The sequence below is a fragment of the Natronorubrum sp. A-ect3 genome (assembly GCF_041821125.1).
In the GTDB taxonomy this organism is placed as follows: Archaea; Halobacteriota; Halobacteria; order Halobacteriales; family Natrialbaceae; genus Natronorubrum; species Natronorubrum bangense.
In genome coordinates this window covers 472,336-486,618 of the sequence record NZ_JBGUBB010000001.1, presented here as the reverse complement: position 1 = coordinate 486,618, position 14,283 = coordinate 472,336, and the positions used below count along the sequence as shown (strand labels likewise).

Genomic DNA, 14,283 nt, shown 5'->3' with positions numbered 1-14,283 from the left:
CTGTTCACTGCTCTAGATACGTCATTGCTTCCTCGTCGGACACCTGCCCGAAGTTCTCGTAGAACTGTCCGACACCCCTGAACCCTCGTGGTGTCTCGAGACAGACGACCGTGTCCGTCTCCGATTCGAGGCTGTCGATCGTGTCGGGTGGGCCGACAGGCACGGCCAGAACGATTCGTTCGGCGTCTGTTTCGTTGAGCGTCTTGAGACACGCTCTGGCGGTCGACCCCGTCGCGACGCCGTCGTCGACGACGACCACGGTCCTTCCGGCTAACTCCGGTGCGTCACGATCGCCCCGGTACCGTTCGGCTTTCTGCCGGGCGTTTTTGGCCTCCTCATCGAGGCGTTGCTGGAAATATTCCTCATCGGTGTTGGTCCCGCGGAACGCCGCCTCGTTCCGCCAGACACTCCCGTCGCTTGCGACGGCCCCGATGGCGTACTCCGGGTTTCCTGGGGCCCCGATCTTCTTTGCAACGACGATGTCGAGCGGGATGTCCAGTTCGTCAGCGACCGCTCGCCCGAGCGGGAGCCCGCCACGAGGGATCGCAAGCGCGATATCGGCGTCGATGCCCTGCTCACGAAGCGCGGTTGCAAGCCGCTCTCCGGCGTCCGTCCGGTCCGTGAATCGTTGAGATCCTGCCATCGTCACATCATGAAGCGAAGCGGTAATATATAACAGTCGGGCACTCCTCGCGAGAACGGACATACTCGAGTACTGACTGCTGTACTGGTACACTCGCTGGATTCTAGCGACTGCTCGAGGGGGCAAAGCGACGCCGATTCGGGGTCTGGCTCGAGGTTCTGAAACTGCCCCGTATCTATATGTATTTGATTGGGATACGATATCATAGACCATGGCAACAGAAACCAAAGAAAAGCATCATCCGTACGATCCGCTGACCGCAGACGAAATCGAGCACGCGCGAGATGTCCTCGATGCTGAACGCGAACTCGGCGAGGGGATCCGGTACGTACAGATCGAACGCAAACAGCCGCAGAAAGCAGCGGTCAAAGCATACGAAAAGAACGGCACAGACGTCGAGCGCGAAGCGTTTGTTATACTGCGAGACAGCGAGGAGAAGACGACCTACGAGGCGGTCGTCTCGCTAGACGACGCGGAGCTGACTTCCTGGGAAGAAAAGCCGAACGTCCAGCCATCGATTACCCTCGCTGAGTTCGACGAGTGCGAGCGGGTCGTCAAAAACAACGACGAGTGGCAAGCAGCCGCCGCAAAGCGTGGCGTCGAGAACTTCGATCTGGCGATCGTCGATCCATGGTCCGTCGGCCACCATCTCGTCCCCGAGGGGATCGACCCAGATCGCCGGCTCGCTCACGCGATGTCGTGGATCCGAACGAGCGAAACGGACAACGGCTACGCTCGACCGTTGGACGGTATCCATGCGTTCGTCGACCTCGACGAGATGGTCGTTGTCGAACTCATCGACAGAGGCACGAAAGTAGACAATGTACTTACAGACCTCGAGGATGCGAAATACCGCGAGGAAGACCGTGATCTTCGAGACGATCTGAAACCGTACAACGTCGATCAGCCGGAGGGTCCAAGCTGGGAGATCGACGGCCGAAAGATCGAGTGGCAAAACTGGCACATTCGCGTCGGATGGAACCAGCGCGAGGGACTCGTTCTCTACAACATCGGCTATGAGGACGACGGCGACGTCAGACCGATTATCCACCGTGCGTCCGCGGCCGAGATGAACGTCCCCTACGGCGAGAAAGACCCTAATCACAACTGGAAAAACGCGATCGACATCGGCGAATACAACATCGGTCGGCTGGCAAACTCGTTGACGGAAGGCTGTGACTGCCTCGGGCATATGCACTATTTCGACGCGGTGATGAACGATGCCGACGGCGAGGTTCGAGTGCTCCCGAACGTCATCTGTGTCCACGAAGAGGACTACGGAACGCTCTGGAAACATACGAACTGGCGGACCGAGAACTCCGAGGTCCGACGCAACCGTCGCCTCGTCATCTCCTTTGTCGCAACGGTCGGCAACTACGACTACGAGTTCAACTGGTACTTCTACCAGGACGGTTCGGTCGAACCCCAGGTCCGGCTCACCGGAATCGATAGCAACGGACTGGTTGGTCCGGATGAAGACGTAACGTCTGGCTACGCCGAGTTGCTCGCGCCGAACGTGAAAGGGATGCTCCACCAGCATTTCTTCAGCTTCCGGTTGGATATGGAGGTCGACGGCTCGGACAACGTCCTCTACCGGCGACAGAATCAGCCAGTGCCGAACGGTCCGAACACGGAGATCAGATGGGACGGGAAAGAGGACGTCGACGGACTCAACCCGACGGGTGCGTCTTTCTACGCAGACAAGACACAACTCGAGTCAGAATCGGAGGCAAAAGAGCTCATCGACCCACTCAAAGGCAGGTATTGGCAGGTTGAACACGCAGAGAAGACGAACCACGTCGACCGGCCGGTCGCGTACAAGCTCGCCCCCGGTTCAAACGTCGAGGCCGCCGTCCAGGATCACTCGAGTATTATGGAACGGACCGGGTACATCAAATACCATCTGTGGGCGACGCCGTATCGAGATGACGAGCGGTACCCGGCTGGAGAGTACCCGAACCAAACTCCCGGCGGTGACGGGCTCCCGAAGTGGACGGCGAACGACCGGTCACTCGATGGCGAAGACCTCGTGTTGTGGTACACACTCGGCGTGAATCACGTTACTCGACCGGAGGATTGGCCGATCCTTCCCGTTCACATAGCGAGCTTCAAACTGGAGCCGGTGAACTTCTTCGAGGAAAACCCCGCAATCGATGTTCCGCCAGAGCACGCGATCAAGGACATCCACGCTCGCCGCGAGGAGAAGTACGACGACCCTGACGCTGTCGCGGGATCCGATGACGACTGATCGCCACCCAGCGGGCGCGAACAGTCCTGTTCGCGGGCCTCTCATCGTGGATTGTGGTCGGCCCACCACGGCTCATGAACCGATCAGATGGACACGACACGCATCGAAAACGCACACATGACTGACCACGACACGGGCGAAAACGGATGCACACTCTGTGAACTCCCTGTCGAGGGGAGTGCCATCGTCGACGATGGCAACGCCTTCTGCTGTGTCGGCTGCCGTGAGGTCTACAACGCGCTGGAGACCGTCGAGAACAGCTGCTGAATCCTCGGTTCGCTTTTGCTGTGTCTGGCTGCCGAATTAGGGACGAAACTGGATTTCGTTCTTCTGGACTGGGGTGTCGCATGTAGCTTGATATCGCTGGTCGACCACAACGCTAGTGCCATGAAGTACGACGAGTTTACCGGCGAAGTCCAGCACCGCCTCGAGTTACCGGACACCGGCCGAACAGTGCGGGCAATCCGTGCGACGCTCATGACGCTGGGCCAGCGGATTCCGGAAGGCGCAGCCGACGATCTCGCCGCTTCACTCCCGATGGAGATCAAGTGGTACATGACCGGTGCCGTCCACGACCACGGCCAACGGTTCGGCTGGCAGGAGTTTCTCGCACGCGTCACCGAAATCGAGGGCGAAGGGACCGACCCGCCGGAGGCGGCCTACCACGCACGGGTCATTATCGATCTGGTGGAGACACTGGTGCCGCCGTCGGATTTTCAGCAACTCCGTGACCAGCTTCCAGAAAGCGAAGCCGACGAGAACTGGCGCAAACTCTTCGAAGTCGTCGACGCCGGCGGCTGGGGTGAGGCCGAAGAGGCACAGACCGGCGGCGGGCCACAGCCTGACGCGACGGACTCGGACTGAATCGAGTCACGTGGCCCGTTCTGCCTGTTGGTCGTACAGCAGTCACCTGTACTCGAGTCCGTGGAGTCTGTACCGATAGGTTCGCGTATCTGTTTTGACGACGAGATATTTCGTGGTGCCCGCGCGCTCGACGCTGTCGAAGTGGGCTCCCATCTCCCCAGGATTCAACGAAGGGGCGCCGTCTTGGAGCCCGAATCGGAGCGTTGCGTCCCGCTGACGGACATCATCTACTTGTTTCGCTTTGGCGCCCAGAACATCACCGGTTGGGCCGACGTCGACCGTGCCAGTGAATTCCCACGAGTGGTCGCTGTACTGTAGTTCCGTCCCACTGAGCTGTGGCCACTCCATTTCGACCATGCTATCGGTTCGTTGACGAGGTCAATCGTCTTTTTGGTTGTCAGCAAATCTATAATTTCTTCATCGGCGACACGCCTGGACGCTGCTTCGGTTCGACGGCGATCCAATCACGTACTGATGAACGTAACGACCCCGATGGCACCGACCAGCGCCATCGGCACCGCTGCCTTCGATCGCAGCCGTCCGCTGATGATCTCGAGCAGGATGATCTTCGTCGTCAGGCTCGCGAGAATGCCAAGCACGACCATTCCGGCTGCCTGTTCCGCACCGATTCCGCCCTGATTGAAAACCGTCGCCGCGGTCACTGACACGGCGGCCGATGACACGAGCCCGCCCGCAAACGCCGTCGCGTACAACCCAAGCTCCCCGAAGAACGCCTCGGCGAGAACCGACACGAGCAGGATAGCCACGTATGCGACGGCGAACTTGGCAGCGGCTATCAGCGAAAGCGGCGACTCGAGTGCGAAGTCGAAGTGGTCGGGTGTCTCACCGTGATACCACAGGACGGCAGCGACCCCGACACACAGTGTGGCCATCACCACGGCTGGCTGCCAGAGCGTCCAGAACAACCCAACCGCGAGGACGGTCGCAATGCCGACGTTTCTCAGGATCATCGACAGCGTCGCCAGCAGGACTGCGGCCGAGACAGCATCGACCGCATCGCGTGACTGGGTTGCCATTCTGGCGAGGACGCCCGCCGTCGCGAAGGAGTTCGCACCACCCGCGAGCAGGCCAGTGACAGCTAACCCTTTCGACCCCCCAAGCTGGCGCATCGAGACGTACGAGACGAACTCGATCAGCAGGACGAATATGACGAACAACAGTACCTCGCGAGGGATCAGGACGCCGAGCGGATCGATGGGATCGGTCGGGGCGATCGGATACAGAATAAAGACGACTGCCCCGAGCTTCAACGAGGCCCGCAACTCCTGATCGGACACACCCCTTACGTACCGGTGTAGCCGTTCCTTCTCAGCCAGCAGGAAGACTAGAACGATCGCGATCGACGTCGATTCGAAGAACCACCCATACCCGACGAGCACCCCGAGTAACGCGACGAGAAACACGGTGACAGACGTCGTGAGCCCAACGTCTTCGTCGGTCAGTGAGAGCCGAACGTACACGATGAAGAGCGCGAAGGCACCGGCCAGTCCCAGATAGGCGCCGACGAAGGCCGGATGCCCCTCCTGGTCTCCGATGGCCACCACGATCGGGCCAGCGCCACACAGAAGTGCCAGTGTCCGTAATCCTGCGAACTTCCGCGTCGGCTGTCGCTCTCGCTCCAGTCCGATCAGGCCGCCAGTTGCGATGGCGACGAGCACCTTGGCCAACAGTTCCGGCACCGAAATTACGTCGAGCATCAGTGATGGAGCCGCCAGAACGCGTGAAGAACGGTCGTCTCGGTCGACTGTTGTGACATTCGTTCGTGACTTACAATCGGATTCCAGTAGTAAATACTCCAGCTATTCGTCGGGCTCTCAGACAGCGTGATCGTTCGGCGTCCACCACACTCGAGTGGAGTCGTGAGGCGGGAACGACGACACGGTCTCGCCTCGTTCGTCGCGTTCTGCATCGGCGAGACGGGAGCCGGCCCGACCCGCTCGAGGCGCTTTGCACTCGGCCTCGACAGCAGCCAGCGACACCCATCCCAGCCACAACGCAGTCGTTCGGACTCGAGCGCAGGAGTCGTTGCCGGCCGCGTTCAAACATGGTGTTGGGCCCGACCAGCAATACGTTATGTCTCTCGAGCCCGTCGGTTTGCACGGACCTTCGAGGGACGATGTACGACACGATTCTTATTCCGACGGACGGGAGCAGCGGGACGGAGCGAGCGATCAGCAACGGGCTCGATATCGCACAGCAGTACGATGCCAGCGTTCACGCACTGTCCGTGATCGACATCGCCGAACTGCTGGAAGTCGGTTACGGTGGGGATCGATCCGACTTCGAAGCGGCGATCGAACCGCTCGAGGACGACGCAAAACGTGCAGTCGAAGCGGTCGACACGCAGGCACGCCGGATGGACGGCGACGTAGACGTGCTCCCAGTCGTTCGCGAGGGAGAACCGTACGAGACGATTCTGACGTATGCCGACGAAATCGATGCCGATCTGATCGTTATGGGGACCCACGGCCGACACGGACTCCCCCGATACCTCCTCGGAAGCACGACCGAACGCGTTGTCCGGACGGCCGAGATCCCCGTGTTGACTGTTCGAATGCCTGCTGACTGATACTGCTGGACAGCACTATTCAACGCTCGATCGCGCTCCTGCGGCCGTCCTCGAGGAGACGGCCCGAATTCGCGACCGACCTGTCACTGGCTGCTGTCCGACAGTATGAGCGTCGGCACCGACAGGTGTCGAACACCCACGCTGGTGGGTCAGTCCCTCGAGACGACAGCTCGATCTCAGGAGCGAACGGCGTCGGGCGACTCATATCGGCGAACGGCGACCCCTGTCTCGCGGATCGCCGCAATATCGACAGCGGGACCGGTCCGCGGATCACGTTCGACGGCGCGCTCGATCGCACTGGCAACGAGGTCGCGTGCATCCTCGAGCGAGAGGGAATCCGTGTAGTCACGATCGAGGATGGCAGAAGCACTCTGGCGGCCGCTCCCGTCGGCAGCGTAGTCGGACTCGATCACACCGTCGTCCACGCCGATTCTGAAGACGTGCGAGCCGGTTTCGTCGACGCCACCGAGGACGAACGTTGTGTCTCGCTCGAGGTGTGCTCGGCACTCGCGACCGGCAACCGTCGCCAGCGTTGGGATACGTATCCGGCGACTGTGGTGGTACTCGTACCGATCGACCTCGCGACGGAGCCTGGTGACGAGCGAGTCGACGTCACCGGGTTCGGCAGTCGAACCGATCGCAGCCGACGGATGCACCGACCGGAGTTTTCGACCCGCATCGCTTTCCACAACCCCATCACGACTCGTCCGTGTGTCGGCTCCGAGGAGTACCCCGTCCGTTGCTTGCACGCCAACGACGATGCCACCGGGACCTGCACCGTCAGCCCGGCACTCGTGCAACGCTGTCGACGGTTTCAGTGCCGTCTCCCGTCGGTGTGCATGGTAGTCCATAGACTGCAGTAGACGAACGACCGACATGAAGACCGGGGGCGACACCAATCGAACGGCGACCATCTGCGAGCCCCGCTGACTGGCAGCGCTCGTCTCAGCTCTCGATTCGGTACCGGTTGCCGTAGTCGATGTCGTCCATGTCGTCGATCTTGTCGGACCCACAGAGCGGACAGTCCGGGTTCGACTCGAGCGGCGTCCGAATGACCGTCGCATCCGCGGCATCGTATCGCAACAGCTCGCCGTCGAGTAGCTCGCCGAGATCGAGGAGGCACTTGAGCGCTTCCGTCGCCTGCAGCGTGCCGATCGTCCCAGGAACCGACGGAAAGATGCCCATTGGTTCGTCGGACGGCACTGTCTCTTCGTCCGGAGCCGCCGGAAGCAGACACCGATAGCAGGGACCGCCGGGACGAAACACCGTGAGCTGTCCCTCGAGTTCGTACACTGCCCCGTGGACGAACGGGACGGCAGCGAGTCGAGCGGCATCGTTGACGAGAAACCGTGCCGCGAAGTTGTCCAACCCGTCGACGATCACATCGTACCCCTCGAGAAGCGACGTGACGGTGTCGGGTGTGATCCGGGTGGCGTGTGTCTCAACCGTGACGTCAGGGTTGCGCGCGTCGACGAATCGGGCTGCACTCTCGACTTTCGGCTCGCCGATGTCGTCGACAGTGTGGACGACCTGTCGCTGGAGGTTCGAGCGTTTGACGCGGCCGTCATCGACGACTCCGATCGTCCCGACACCGGCTGCTGCCAGATACTGAATCACTGACGAACCCAGGCCGCCCGCGCCAGCGACGAGAACGCGACTCGACAGCAGCGATCGCTGGTCGGACTCCGCGATCGAATCGATCATGAGCTGGCGTGAGTAGCGGTCGAACTGTCCCGAATCGAGTGGCTGCCCCATACGACGACTCCAACGCCAAGCCTGAATATAGTAACAACTGCAACGATTTACACACCCATCGCACAGCCGTCGTGCGATCAGGTGTGCAGTGACTTGCAGTGGCTACTATAACGTTCACCGGACTCCCGTCAACGGCGAGCGTCCCTCGAGCACCGGGCTCTCTCGCCGAAGTCGGATACCGCCGTTTGCCGTCGGTGCCCCGTTAGGAATCGTCGAGTTCCCGAACGGTGTGTTCCTCGACGACCGCGTCGGGGGCGTTGGTCTTGACGCTCTTGATTCCGTCTCTCGCACGACGTTTGGTGCTGTAGCCCTGGCCGCTGTCAGCGATGATATTACCGTTGTCGTGGACGAGTCGCCATCGCCATTTGCCTGCATTATCCTCGTAGAGTTCGAACGTTGCGTTGCTCATACCCGTCGTTCGGGCGTCTGATAAATAAACCATCGACACCGGCACCGAGTTCGAAACGAACATCGGGACACGTCTCGAGTCGATGGCGCTCGCATGGGGGCCTCCCCAGCGGCGAGTCGCCAGCGGTCTGGTGGCTGCTGGCGATTCCGTCCACCACTCATGGGACTCTCAGACAGTGCCGGTGTGCCCGCACGCGTCGCAGGTGCACCGACAACTCGGGACCCCAGCCCGTCTCGCAGCGTTGGCCATCCAACAATTGCAACAGAGCAAAGACCGTGGTCGCTGTACGGACCCGTATGTACGATGACGTGCTCATCGCAACCGACGGCAGCGATGTCGCAACAGACGCGGCGGCAGTGGGTCTCTCACTCGCACAGACACTCGAGGCGACGGTACACGTGCTGTCCGTCGTCGAAGCCGAGTCGGGCGAAGACAGCCAGCGACACGAGGCGGTTGTCGAATCGATCGTAACCGAAGCCATCGATGCGGGGTGTGAGGCCACGTCAACCGTTCGGACGGGGCGACCGGCGAGTGAGATCCTGGCGTACGCTGACGACGCCGCTGTCGACGCGATCATCGTCGGCACGCACGGGCGAACCGGACTGAAGCAGGCGCTGCTCGGCAGTGTCGCCCTCGAGGTGATCCGTGATGCGCGCCAGCCTGTTCTCACGGTCGGTCGAGAGACGGTTGGGGCAGATGGCATCCAGATCGACGACGTCTGTCTCGCAACCGATGGCTCGGCGGGGGCGAACGCGGCGACCGCACACGCACTCTCGCTGGCAGCCGCCTGCGACGCCACCCTGCACACGCTGTATGCGGTCGATGTAAACCCCGACGCGACGGAGATTCGGGAGAACTTCATCGAACACGGGAAACAGACGACCGCAGCCATCGAAGACCGGGCAGCAGAGCACGGACTCGAGGCGACGGGCACAGTGACGGATGGCGAGCCCCACGAGGTCATTCTCGACTACGTCGACGCCGAAGCGATCGACGTGCTCGTCATGGGGACGGAAAGCAAATCGAATCTCGAGCGACTCGTCCTCGGGAGTGTCTCCCAGCGCGTCGTGCCGAAGGCGGGCGCACCCGTCCTAACCGTGCGAACGACCGAGCAGTGACTGCCGCGGGCATCGTGTAGCTCATGTCCCACCTACGTCGAGTCGTCGTCGTAAAACTCGGCGTGGGGCTGGATATGATCGACGTTAGGTGGAGCGCGTTGGCGAACGACGAACACGTCGTAGGACTCCTCGGCAGCGATATGGACGCCGACACTCGTCAACGGAGTCACGACGCGGCCGACGTTGTCGCTGCCGAGGAAGACAACGCTCGGGTCGTGTTCCAGTGCCAACTGCTCGATGTGGCCGGCGATCCGTGCTTCAGGCGGAAACTCCCGTATCCGCTCGTACTCGAACGACACCGCCGGTGTGAGCGAGTGCACCTGTTCACGAAGTCGCTCGACGACAGCCTCGACGTCGTACGCCTCGTCCTCGCCGATCCACCCCTTCTCTCGAGCGTAGCGCTTTCGTTCCGGGATGACAGTCACCGCTGTCACGTCTTCCTCGAGCGCGTCGCCGTACTCAACTGCCCTGACGAGAGCTGCTTCTGCGAGTTCCGAACCATCGAATGGGACGACGAACGTCATACGTACCGTCTCCATGCCCTGCCCAATAACTTCGAGGGGCGAACGCACACGATCCCATGCGTGTGTGTTGGCCCCAGATAGCGACGGTCGCGAGTTGGGGGCAACAATGGTCGCTCGAGTATGAGTTATGCTGTCCGATAGTATCAGAATAGTGGAATCATTATGCTACGTGAATCGGTATCTTATCCGGCTGTAGTACTGTGAAGAGGGCAGTACGGGTTGACGAAATCGTCTGGCAGATTCCTCGTGTCAGCATTCTATTCCACCCATCCGACGGCTGGTAATATGACCTTGCTAACAGCAACAGTTTACATACGTATGTTTGTAACTACACTTGATAATAGACCATCATATGGCGGGTGTGTCAGTTAACAGCTACTACTCGGATTGAAACACAGTGGTAAGGAGTGCTTATACACACCTGATGGTACAGCACGAACTGAATATGCTTCGATCGGATAGTCGCGGACGGGACGAACACGAATCGCTCCTGTGTGGGAACCGCATCCAACGATCGAAACACGTTGTTATCGATCCTCGCTGCCCAGTACAGTTATTATGTACGCTATTAGAGTTCTCCGCTATGGCAGCCGTTATCAACGCAGTCAACGCGGTGCTCCTTCCGACGGATGGGAGCGACAGGGCACTTGCTGGAGCGAAACGAGGCGTCGATCTGGCTGCTGTGGCTGGGGCTGATGTCCACGTCCTCTCGGTCATCGATACGTCGGAGCTCGAGACCATCACCTCAGTTCTCGGAGCCGACGGGGATAGCGAGCAGGCGGCACTCGAGGCCGACGCCGAGACAGCTGTCAACGCCGTCGCACGGATGGCTCAAGAGCGGGCGCCGGAGCTCGACGTCACGACGACGACCGAACGTGGGACTCCGTTTAGTACTATCGAGAGATACGTCGACGCAGCCGAGATTGACATGATTGCAATGGGGACGAAAGGTCGGACCGGGCTCAAACGGGTGGCACTCGGGAGCGTGACTGAAAACGTCCTTCGGACAGTCGCCGTCCCGGTGCTGGCGGTCCCACCGGAAGCGAGCACCGAACCGCTCTCTCCAGACCGAACTGAGAACGTTCTCCTGCCGACGGACGGCAGCGACGGGGCGGCGGTCGCCGTCGACTGGGGTATCGGCCTCGCAGGCGCGTTCGATGCCATGGTCCACGCGCTCTACTCGGCCGACACGAGCCGCTTGCAGCAGGCTACGGAACCGGAAACACTCCTGAGAAAACTCGAGGACGTCGGCCAGAACGCACTCGAGAGCGTTCGTGAACAGGCCGTCGCAGACGGCGTCAGCGTCACGGGAACTGTCGCGAGTGGGCCGCCAGCGAGGGTGATCTTGACCTACGCTGACGACAACGAGATCGATCTCATCGTCATCGGAACACATGGACGCGCTGGAATGGAGCGCCATCTCATCGGAAGCGTCACGGAGAACGTCGTCCGGAACGCCGACGTGCCGGTTGTCTGTGTGCCGATGGGTGCGGACTAGCGCGCCGTTCCCGGCCGTCGCCACGGCGGGCAGTGAACACGCGTGAGGTGACCGCCGGCAACGATTGATTGGCTCACTGCCCGGTCAAAACCCGGTTTCGGACGCTGTTGCTGGCCGAGCAGGAGTCGTCACACTGTTTCGACGGTGATGTCTCCGACCTGTGTCGTCTCGTGGTACCGACAGATGTAGGTCACCATCTCTTCGGTCGCGACGACGCCGTCGACCGACGCTTCTTCGCCCTCTTCGCTGACGTCATCGCTCTGATAATCATCGATGATGTCGCCGTCTTCGTCACGGATCTCTAAGTTGTGTTCGACGCCATCGACGTTAACCCAGGTGAAGTCGTACTCCTGGCCCTCGATGAGCGTGATCGTCGGGTTCTCTTCGCCTTCGATAATCGCCGGTTCAACACCACCCCAGAATTCAATCTGCCCGTCGAAATAGAACTCGTCGACATCCTCCCACTCTTCGATGTCGACCTCTTCAGGCTCTTCATCGTCGGGTTCCTCATCGTCGTCGTTACAGCCGGCAAGAAGTGCGATACCTGTTGCGCCCACCACTGTCATCGCTGTTCGTCGCGAAAACCGCTCAGTGTCTTCCATCGAAACAACACACGGTCTCTGACTGCATAGTACCCATTCGAGGTTTCACTGACAGTCGGACAGACGAGTATATGTCAGGTGGTCCCGTTCACCGACCACTGCCCGCTGGGTCACCGGTGGTGGTCGTCAACAGCGAGCGTTTTACGGAGGCCTCGCAGACGAGTTGCGTCGCTGTACAGCGCCGCCGTCGGTTCGTTCACGACAGGTGACCACCGACACGCGCATCGAAACGTCGGTAGGTGGTTACTGGAACATCCCGGTCTGCATCTGCTGTTGGTGTTGGTTCTCCTGCTCTTCGGCTATCTGCTGGTACTGCTGTGCGACCTGTTGCATCCGCTGTTGGATCTCATCAGCCTGCTCGTCGAGCGCCGTCGTGTCGATATCGAACTCGACGAGCGGCTCGAGTGCCGTCTCGATGACGGATTTCGCCGCCTCCGGATCCGGGAGAAACGGGTGAGCGCGGACGATCAACAACGCGGCCGGAACGTCTGCCTGATAGCACTCGCGCACGAGCGAGCCGGTGATGCCGCCGACGAGTCCCGGCTCCTCGGGGACCTGAATGCCGGCATCGACGAGTTCCGCTCTGAGTTCCTCGGTCGTCGCAACGCCGGTCACGTCGCCGAGCTGCTCTTCGGACTCCGCTGGTGCACCCGCGAGAAAGATGGCCTGGCTGAACTCGTCGGCGAGTTCGGAGAGCACACACCGTGAGAGCGGCTCGAACGACGGTCCGGGGAGTGCGAGATCGCTCTCGAGGGTCATCACCGACGGATCCGGTCCGGTGTAGACGCGGACGAGATCCTGGACGAGGCCGTCTTCGAACGTCACAACCGGCGGGAACTCCTCGGAAGCGATGTTGCCGTAATGCTCGAGGTCGAGTTGGTCTGTGATCTGATCGACGGCGATCGCTGCGACGAGTCCGTGTCCGGGGAGTCCTTCGATGAGTGTCGGTGCATCGGCGCGGGATTCGGCGACCTGCTCGAACGACGCAATCTGGTCTGTCATGCGGACACACGTACACCATCCACGGATATCAGCGTATGGTCCGTTTGGGCCGACTGGAGACACGGTGGGCTGCGCAGCGACCAGCGACAGCCATCAGGCGTCGCCAGCGCCGGTCAACACGATCGCCGCGGCCGACACTATATGTGGGCAGCCGTGGTGTCGACACTGTATGGGCCAGCGCATCCTCGTTCCGACCGAGGGATCGCCACTGTCGATGAAAGCACTCGAGATCGCACTCACCGACTATCCGGATGCCGACATCATCGTCTGTCACGTCATGGACCCCATTGGATCGGGACTGAGCCTCATCGACGTCATGCGACCGACGTTCGACGACGGCGCGCCGCCGGGCTCCGTCTCGCCGGAGTACTGGCGCGAGTGGAACCAGAAAGCAGAACAGAAGGCACAGGCGGTCTTCGATGAGGCACACGAACTCGCCGACGACCACGACAACACTATCGACACCGTCCTCGAGTTCGGCGAACCTAACGACGTCATCCTCGAGTACGCTGAAGAACACGACATCGATCGGATCGTCATGGGCAGTCACTGTCGCTCGGGCGCAGAGCGGTTTCTGGTCGGCAGCGTCGCCGAGACGGTCGTCAGGCGCGCCCCGGTGCCCGTGATGATCGTTCGATGACTCAGCCACTCACACTCTCGAGGCCGTACTGTGACCGCTCGAGTCGCCGGCGGTCACTCGTCGGGTGACTCCGCAGACGGCGAGAGCGGTTCTTCCGACTCGAGTTCCGGTTCGGTCCCGACCGATTCCGGCACCCAGTCATCCGAGAGCGGCGTCCCAGTCGTATCCATGAGCATCTCGCTCTCGCAGACGGCACACTGAAATGGGTACGCTGGAACGGAGTCGTCCGCGATGACGACCTCGTACGTCCCGGGGTGGCGCCACTGATGGCCGTACAGCTGACATTTCCATCCCATACTGTGTGCTATGGGAGCAGATAGCTTAACAGTGTCGTGGCAACGGATGCGACATGGATTACAGGGCGGGCACAGCCGAGTCTCGAGGCGACGG

Annotated in this window: 17 protein-coding genes; 7 read left to right on the top strand and 10 right to left on the bottom strand. The window is 61.0% G+C overall.

Features of this window, described 5'->3' with window-relative positions; all coding sequences use genetic code 11:
- Positions 1 to 4: 4 nt before the first annotated feature.
- A complete protein-coding gene (locus ACERJA_RS02500) occupies positions 5 to 643 on the bottom strand; it encodes a phosphoribosyltransferase (RefSeq protein ID WP_373606725.1) in 639 nt (212 codons plus the stop codon).
- Positions 644 to 854: 211 nt separating this feature from the next.
- Here ACERJA_RS02500 and ACERJA_RS02495 point away from each other — a divergent pair, with 211 nt between their 5' ends.
- The 3 genes from ACERJA_RS02495 (at position 855) to ACERJA_RS02485 (ending at position 3,755) form a co-directional block, all read left to right on the top strand.
- Positions 855 to 2,891 (top strand): primary-amine oxidase, encoded by a 2,037-nt coding sequence (locus tag ACERJA_RS02495; RefSeq protein WP_373606724.1) that lies wholly within the window; start codon positions 855 to 857, stop codon positions 2,889 to 2,891.
- A 117-nt stretch (positions 2,892 to 3,008) separates the two neighbouring features.
- On the top strand, positions 3,009 to 3,158 hold the full coding sequence (locus tag ACERJA_RS02490; RefSeq protein WP_373607465.1) for a hypothetical protein: 150 nt from the start codon (positions 3,009 to 3,011) through the stop codon (positions 3,156 to 3,158).
- A gap of 120 nt (positions 3,159 to 3,278) precedes the next feature.
- Entirely contained in the window at positions 3,279 to 3,755 is a 477-nt protein-coding gene (locus ACERJA_RS02485) for a DUF2267 domain-containing protein (RefSeq protein ID WP_373606723.1), read from the top strand.
- A gap of 42 nt (positions 3,756 to 3,797) precedes the next feature.
- On the opposite strand, the gene ACERJA_RS02480 is transcribed toward ACERJA_RS02485, so the two are convergent.
- Both ACERJA_RS02480 and ACERJA_RS02475 read right to left on the bottom strand, forming a co-directional pair.
- The gene (locus tag ACERJA_RS02480) at positions 3,798 to 4,103 is read right to left on the bottom strand and encodes a hypothetical protein (RefSeq protein ID WP_373606722.1); all 306 of its coding nucleotides are present in this window, start codon (positions 4,101 to 4,103) and stop codon (positions 3,798 to 3,800) included.
- A 116-nt stretch (positions 4,104 to 4,219) separates the two neighbouring features.
- Positions 4,220 to 5,473: an MgtC/SapB family protein gene (locus ACERJA_RS02475; RefSeq protein ID WP_373606721.1), complete on the bottom strand. Its 1,254-nt coding sequence runs from the start codon at positions 5,471 to 5,473 to the stop codon at positions 4,220 to 4,222.
- Between the two features lie 419 nt (positions 5,474 to 5,892).
- Between ACERJA_RS02475 and ACERJA_RS02470 the strand changes: the two genes are divergently transcribed.
- A complete protein-coding gene (locus ACERJA_RS02470) occupies positions 5,893 to 6,345 on the top strand; it encodes a universal stress protein (protein WP_373606720.1) in 453 nt (150 codons plus the stop codon).
- Between the two features lie 176 nt (positions 6,346 to 6,521).
- Here the strand turns inward: ACERJA_RS02470 and ACERJA_RS02465 are convergent, their stop codons facing one another.
- From ACERJA_RS02465 to ACERJA_RS02455, 3 genes are all read right to left on the bottom strand, one after another.
- Positions 6,522 to 7,196: a proteasome subunit beta gene (locus tag ACERJA_RS02465; RefSeq protein WP_373606719.1), complete on the bottom strand. Its 675-nt coding sequence runs from the start codon at positions 7,194 to 7,196 to the stop codon at positions 6,522 to 6,524.
- A gap of 94 nt (positions 7,197 to 7,290) precedes the next feature.
- Positions 7,291 to 8,100, bottom strand: a complete 810-nt coding sequence (locus ACERJA_RS02460; RefSeq protein ID WP_373606718.1) for a ThiF family adenylyltransferase — start codon at positions 8,098 to 8,100, stop codon at positions 7,291 to 7,293.
- A gap of 202 nt (positions 8,101 to 8,302) precedes the next feature.
- On the bottom strand, positions 8,303 to 8,509 hold the full coding sequence (locus ACERJA_RS02455) for an HVO_2922 family protein (RefSeq protein WP_373606717.1): 207 nt from the start codon (positions 8,507 to 8,509) through the stop codon (positions 8,303 to 8,305).
- 296 nt (positions 8,510 to 8,805) lie between these two features.
- On the opposite strand from ACERJA_RS02455, the gene ACERJA_RS02450 reads away from it, so the two are divergent.
- Positions 8,806 to 9,627, top strand: coding sequence for a universal stress protein (locus tag ACERJA_RS02450; protein ID WP_373606716.1), 822 nt, complete (start codon positions 8,806 to 8,808; stop codon positions 9,625 to 9,627).
- Positions 9,628 to 9,659: 32 nt separating this feature from the next.
- On the opposite strand, the gene ACERJA_RS02445 is transcribed toward ACERJA_RS02450, so the two are convergent.
- Positions 9,660 to 10,151 (bottom strand): universal stress protein, encoded by a 492-nt coding sequence (locus ACERJA_RS02445; RefSeq protein ID WP_373606715.1) that lies wholly within the window; start codon positions 10,149 to 10,151, stop codon positions 9,660 to 9,662.
- 583 nt (positions 10,152 to 10,734) lie between these two features.
- Here ACERJA_RS02445 and ACERJA_RS02440 point away from each other — a divergent pair.
- On the top strand, positions 10,735 to 11,649 hold the full coding sequence (locus tag ACERJA_RS02440) for a universal stress protein (RefSeq protein WP_373606714.1): 915 nt from the start codon (positions 10,735 to 10,737) through the stop codon (positions 11,647 to 11,649).
- Positions 11,650 to 11,777: 128 nt separating this feature from the next.
- Here ACERJA_RS02440 and ACERJA_RS02435 read toward each other — a convergent pair whose 3' ends face one another.
- Positions 11,778 to 12,251 carry a PKD domain-containing protein gene (locus ACERJA_RS02435; RefSeq protein WP_373606713.1) on the bottom strand — a complete coding sequence of 158 codons (474 nt, stop codon included), beginning with the start codon at positions 12,249 to 12,251 and terminating at the stop codon, positions 11,778 to 11,780.
- Between the two features lie 243 nt (positions 12,252 to 12,494).
- Positions 12,495 to 13,253 carry a proteasome assembly chaperone family protein gene (locus tag ACERJA_RS02430; RefSeq protein WP_373606712.1) on the bottom strand — a complete coding sequence of 253 codons (759 nt, stop codon included), beginning with the start codon at positions 13,251 to 13,253 and terminating at the stop codon, positions 12,495 to 12,497.
- A 169-nt stretch (positions 13,254 to 13,422) separates the two neighbouring features.
- On the opposite strand from ACERJA_RS02430, the gene ACERJA_RS02425 reads away from it, so the two are divergent.
- The gene (locus tag ACERJA_RS02425) at positions 13,423 to 13,893 is read left to right on the top strand and encodes a universal stress protein (RefSeq protein WP_373606711.1); all 471 of its coding nucleotides are present in this window, start codon (positions 13,423 to 13,425) and stop codon (positions 13,891 to 13,893) included.
- A gap of 53 nt (positions 13,894 to 13,946) precedes the next feature.
- On the opposite strand, the gene ACERJA_RS02420 is transcribed toward ACERJA_RS02425, so the two are convergent.
- On the bottom strand, positions 13,947 to 14,189 hold the full coding sequence (locus ACERJA_RS02420; protein ID WP_373606710.1) for a hypothetical protein: 243 nt from the start codon (positions 14,187 to 14,189) through the stop codon (positions 13,947 to 13,949).
- Positions 14,190 to 14,283 lie beyond the last annotated feature (94 nt).

What these genes read in the sequence shown, in the direction of transcription:
- ACERJA_RS02500 (WP_373606725.1), bottom strand. Translation starts at nt 643, where the DNA reads ATGGCAGGATCTCAACGATTCACGGACCGGACGGACGCCGGAGAGCGG.
- ACERJA_RS02495 (WP_373606724.1), top strand. Translation starts at nt 855, where the DNA reads ATGGCAACAGAAACCAAAGAAAAGCATCATCCGTACGATCCGCTGACC.
- ACERJA_RS02490 (WP_373607465.1), top strand. Translation starts at nt 3,009, where the DNA reads ATGACTGACCACGACACGGGCGAAAACGGATGCACACTCTGTGAACTC.
- ACERJA_RS02485 (WP_373606723.1), top strand. Translation starts at nt 3,279, where the DNA reads ATGAAGTACGACGAGTTTACCGGCGAAGTCCAGCACCGCCTCGAGTTA.
- ACERJA_RS02480 (WP_373606722.1), bottom strand. Translation starts at nt 4,103, where the DNA reads ATGGAGTGGCCACAGCTCAGTGGGACGGAACTACAGTACAGCGACCAC.
- ACERJA_RS02475 (WP_373606721.1), bottom strand. Translation starts at nt 5,473, where the DNA reads ATGCTCGACGTAATTTCGGTGCCGGAACTGTTGGCCAAGGTGCTCGTC.
- ACERJA_RS02470 (WP_373606720.1), top strand. Translation starts at nt 5,893, where the DNA reads ATGTACGACACGATTCTTATTCCGACGGACGGGAGCAGCGGGACGGAG.
- ACERJA_RS02465 (WP_373606719.1), bottom strand. Translation starts at nt 7,196, where the DNA reads ATGGACTACCATGCACACCGACGGGAGACGGCACTGAAACCGTCGACA.
- ACERJA_RS02460 (WP_373606718.1), bottom strand. Translation starts at nt 8,100, where the DNA reads ATGGGGCAGCCACTCGATTCGGGACAGTTCGACCGCTACTCACGCCAG.
- ACERJA_RS02455 (WP_373606717.1), bottom strand. Translation starts at nt 8,509, where the DNA reads ATGAGCAACGCAACGTTCGAACTCTACGAGGATAATGCAGGCAAATGG.
- ACERJA_RS02450 (WP_373606716.1), top strand. Translation starts at nt 8,806, where the DNA reads ATGTACGATGACGTGCTCATCGCAACCGACGGCAGCGATGTCGCAACA.
- ACERJA_RS02445 (WP_373606715.1), bottom strand. Translation starts at nt 10,151, where the DNA reads ATGACGTTCGTCGTCCCATTCGATGGTTCGGAACTCGCAGAAGCAGCT.
- ACERJA_RS02440 (WP_373606714.1), top strand. Translation starts at nt 10,735, where the DNA reads ATGGCAGCCGTTATCAACGCAGTCAACGCGGTGCTCCTTCCGACGGAT.
- ACERJA_RS02435 (WP_373606713.1), bottom strand. Translation starts at nt 12,251, where the DNA reads ATGGAAGACACTGAGCGGTTTTCGCGACGAACAGCGATGACAGTGGTG.
- ACERJA_RS02430 (WP_373606712.1), bottom strand. Translation starts at nt 13,253, where the DNA reads ATGACAGACCAGATTGCGTCGTTCGAGCAGGTCGCCGAATCCCGCGCC.
- ACERJA_RS02425 (WP_373606711.1), top strand. Translation starts at nt 13,423, where the DNA reads ATGGGCCAGCGCATCCTCGTTCCGACCGAGGGATCGCCACTGTCGATG.
- ACERJA_RS02420 (WP_373606710.1), bottom strand. Translation starts at nt 14,189, where the DNA reads ATGGGATGGAAATGTCAGCTGTACGGCCATCAGTGGCGCCACCCCGGG.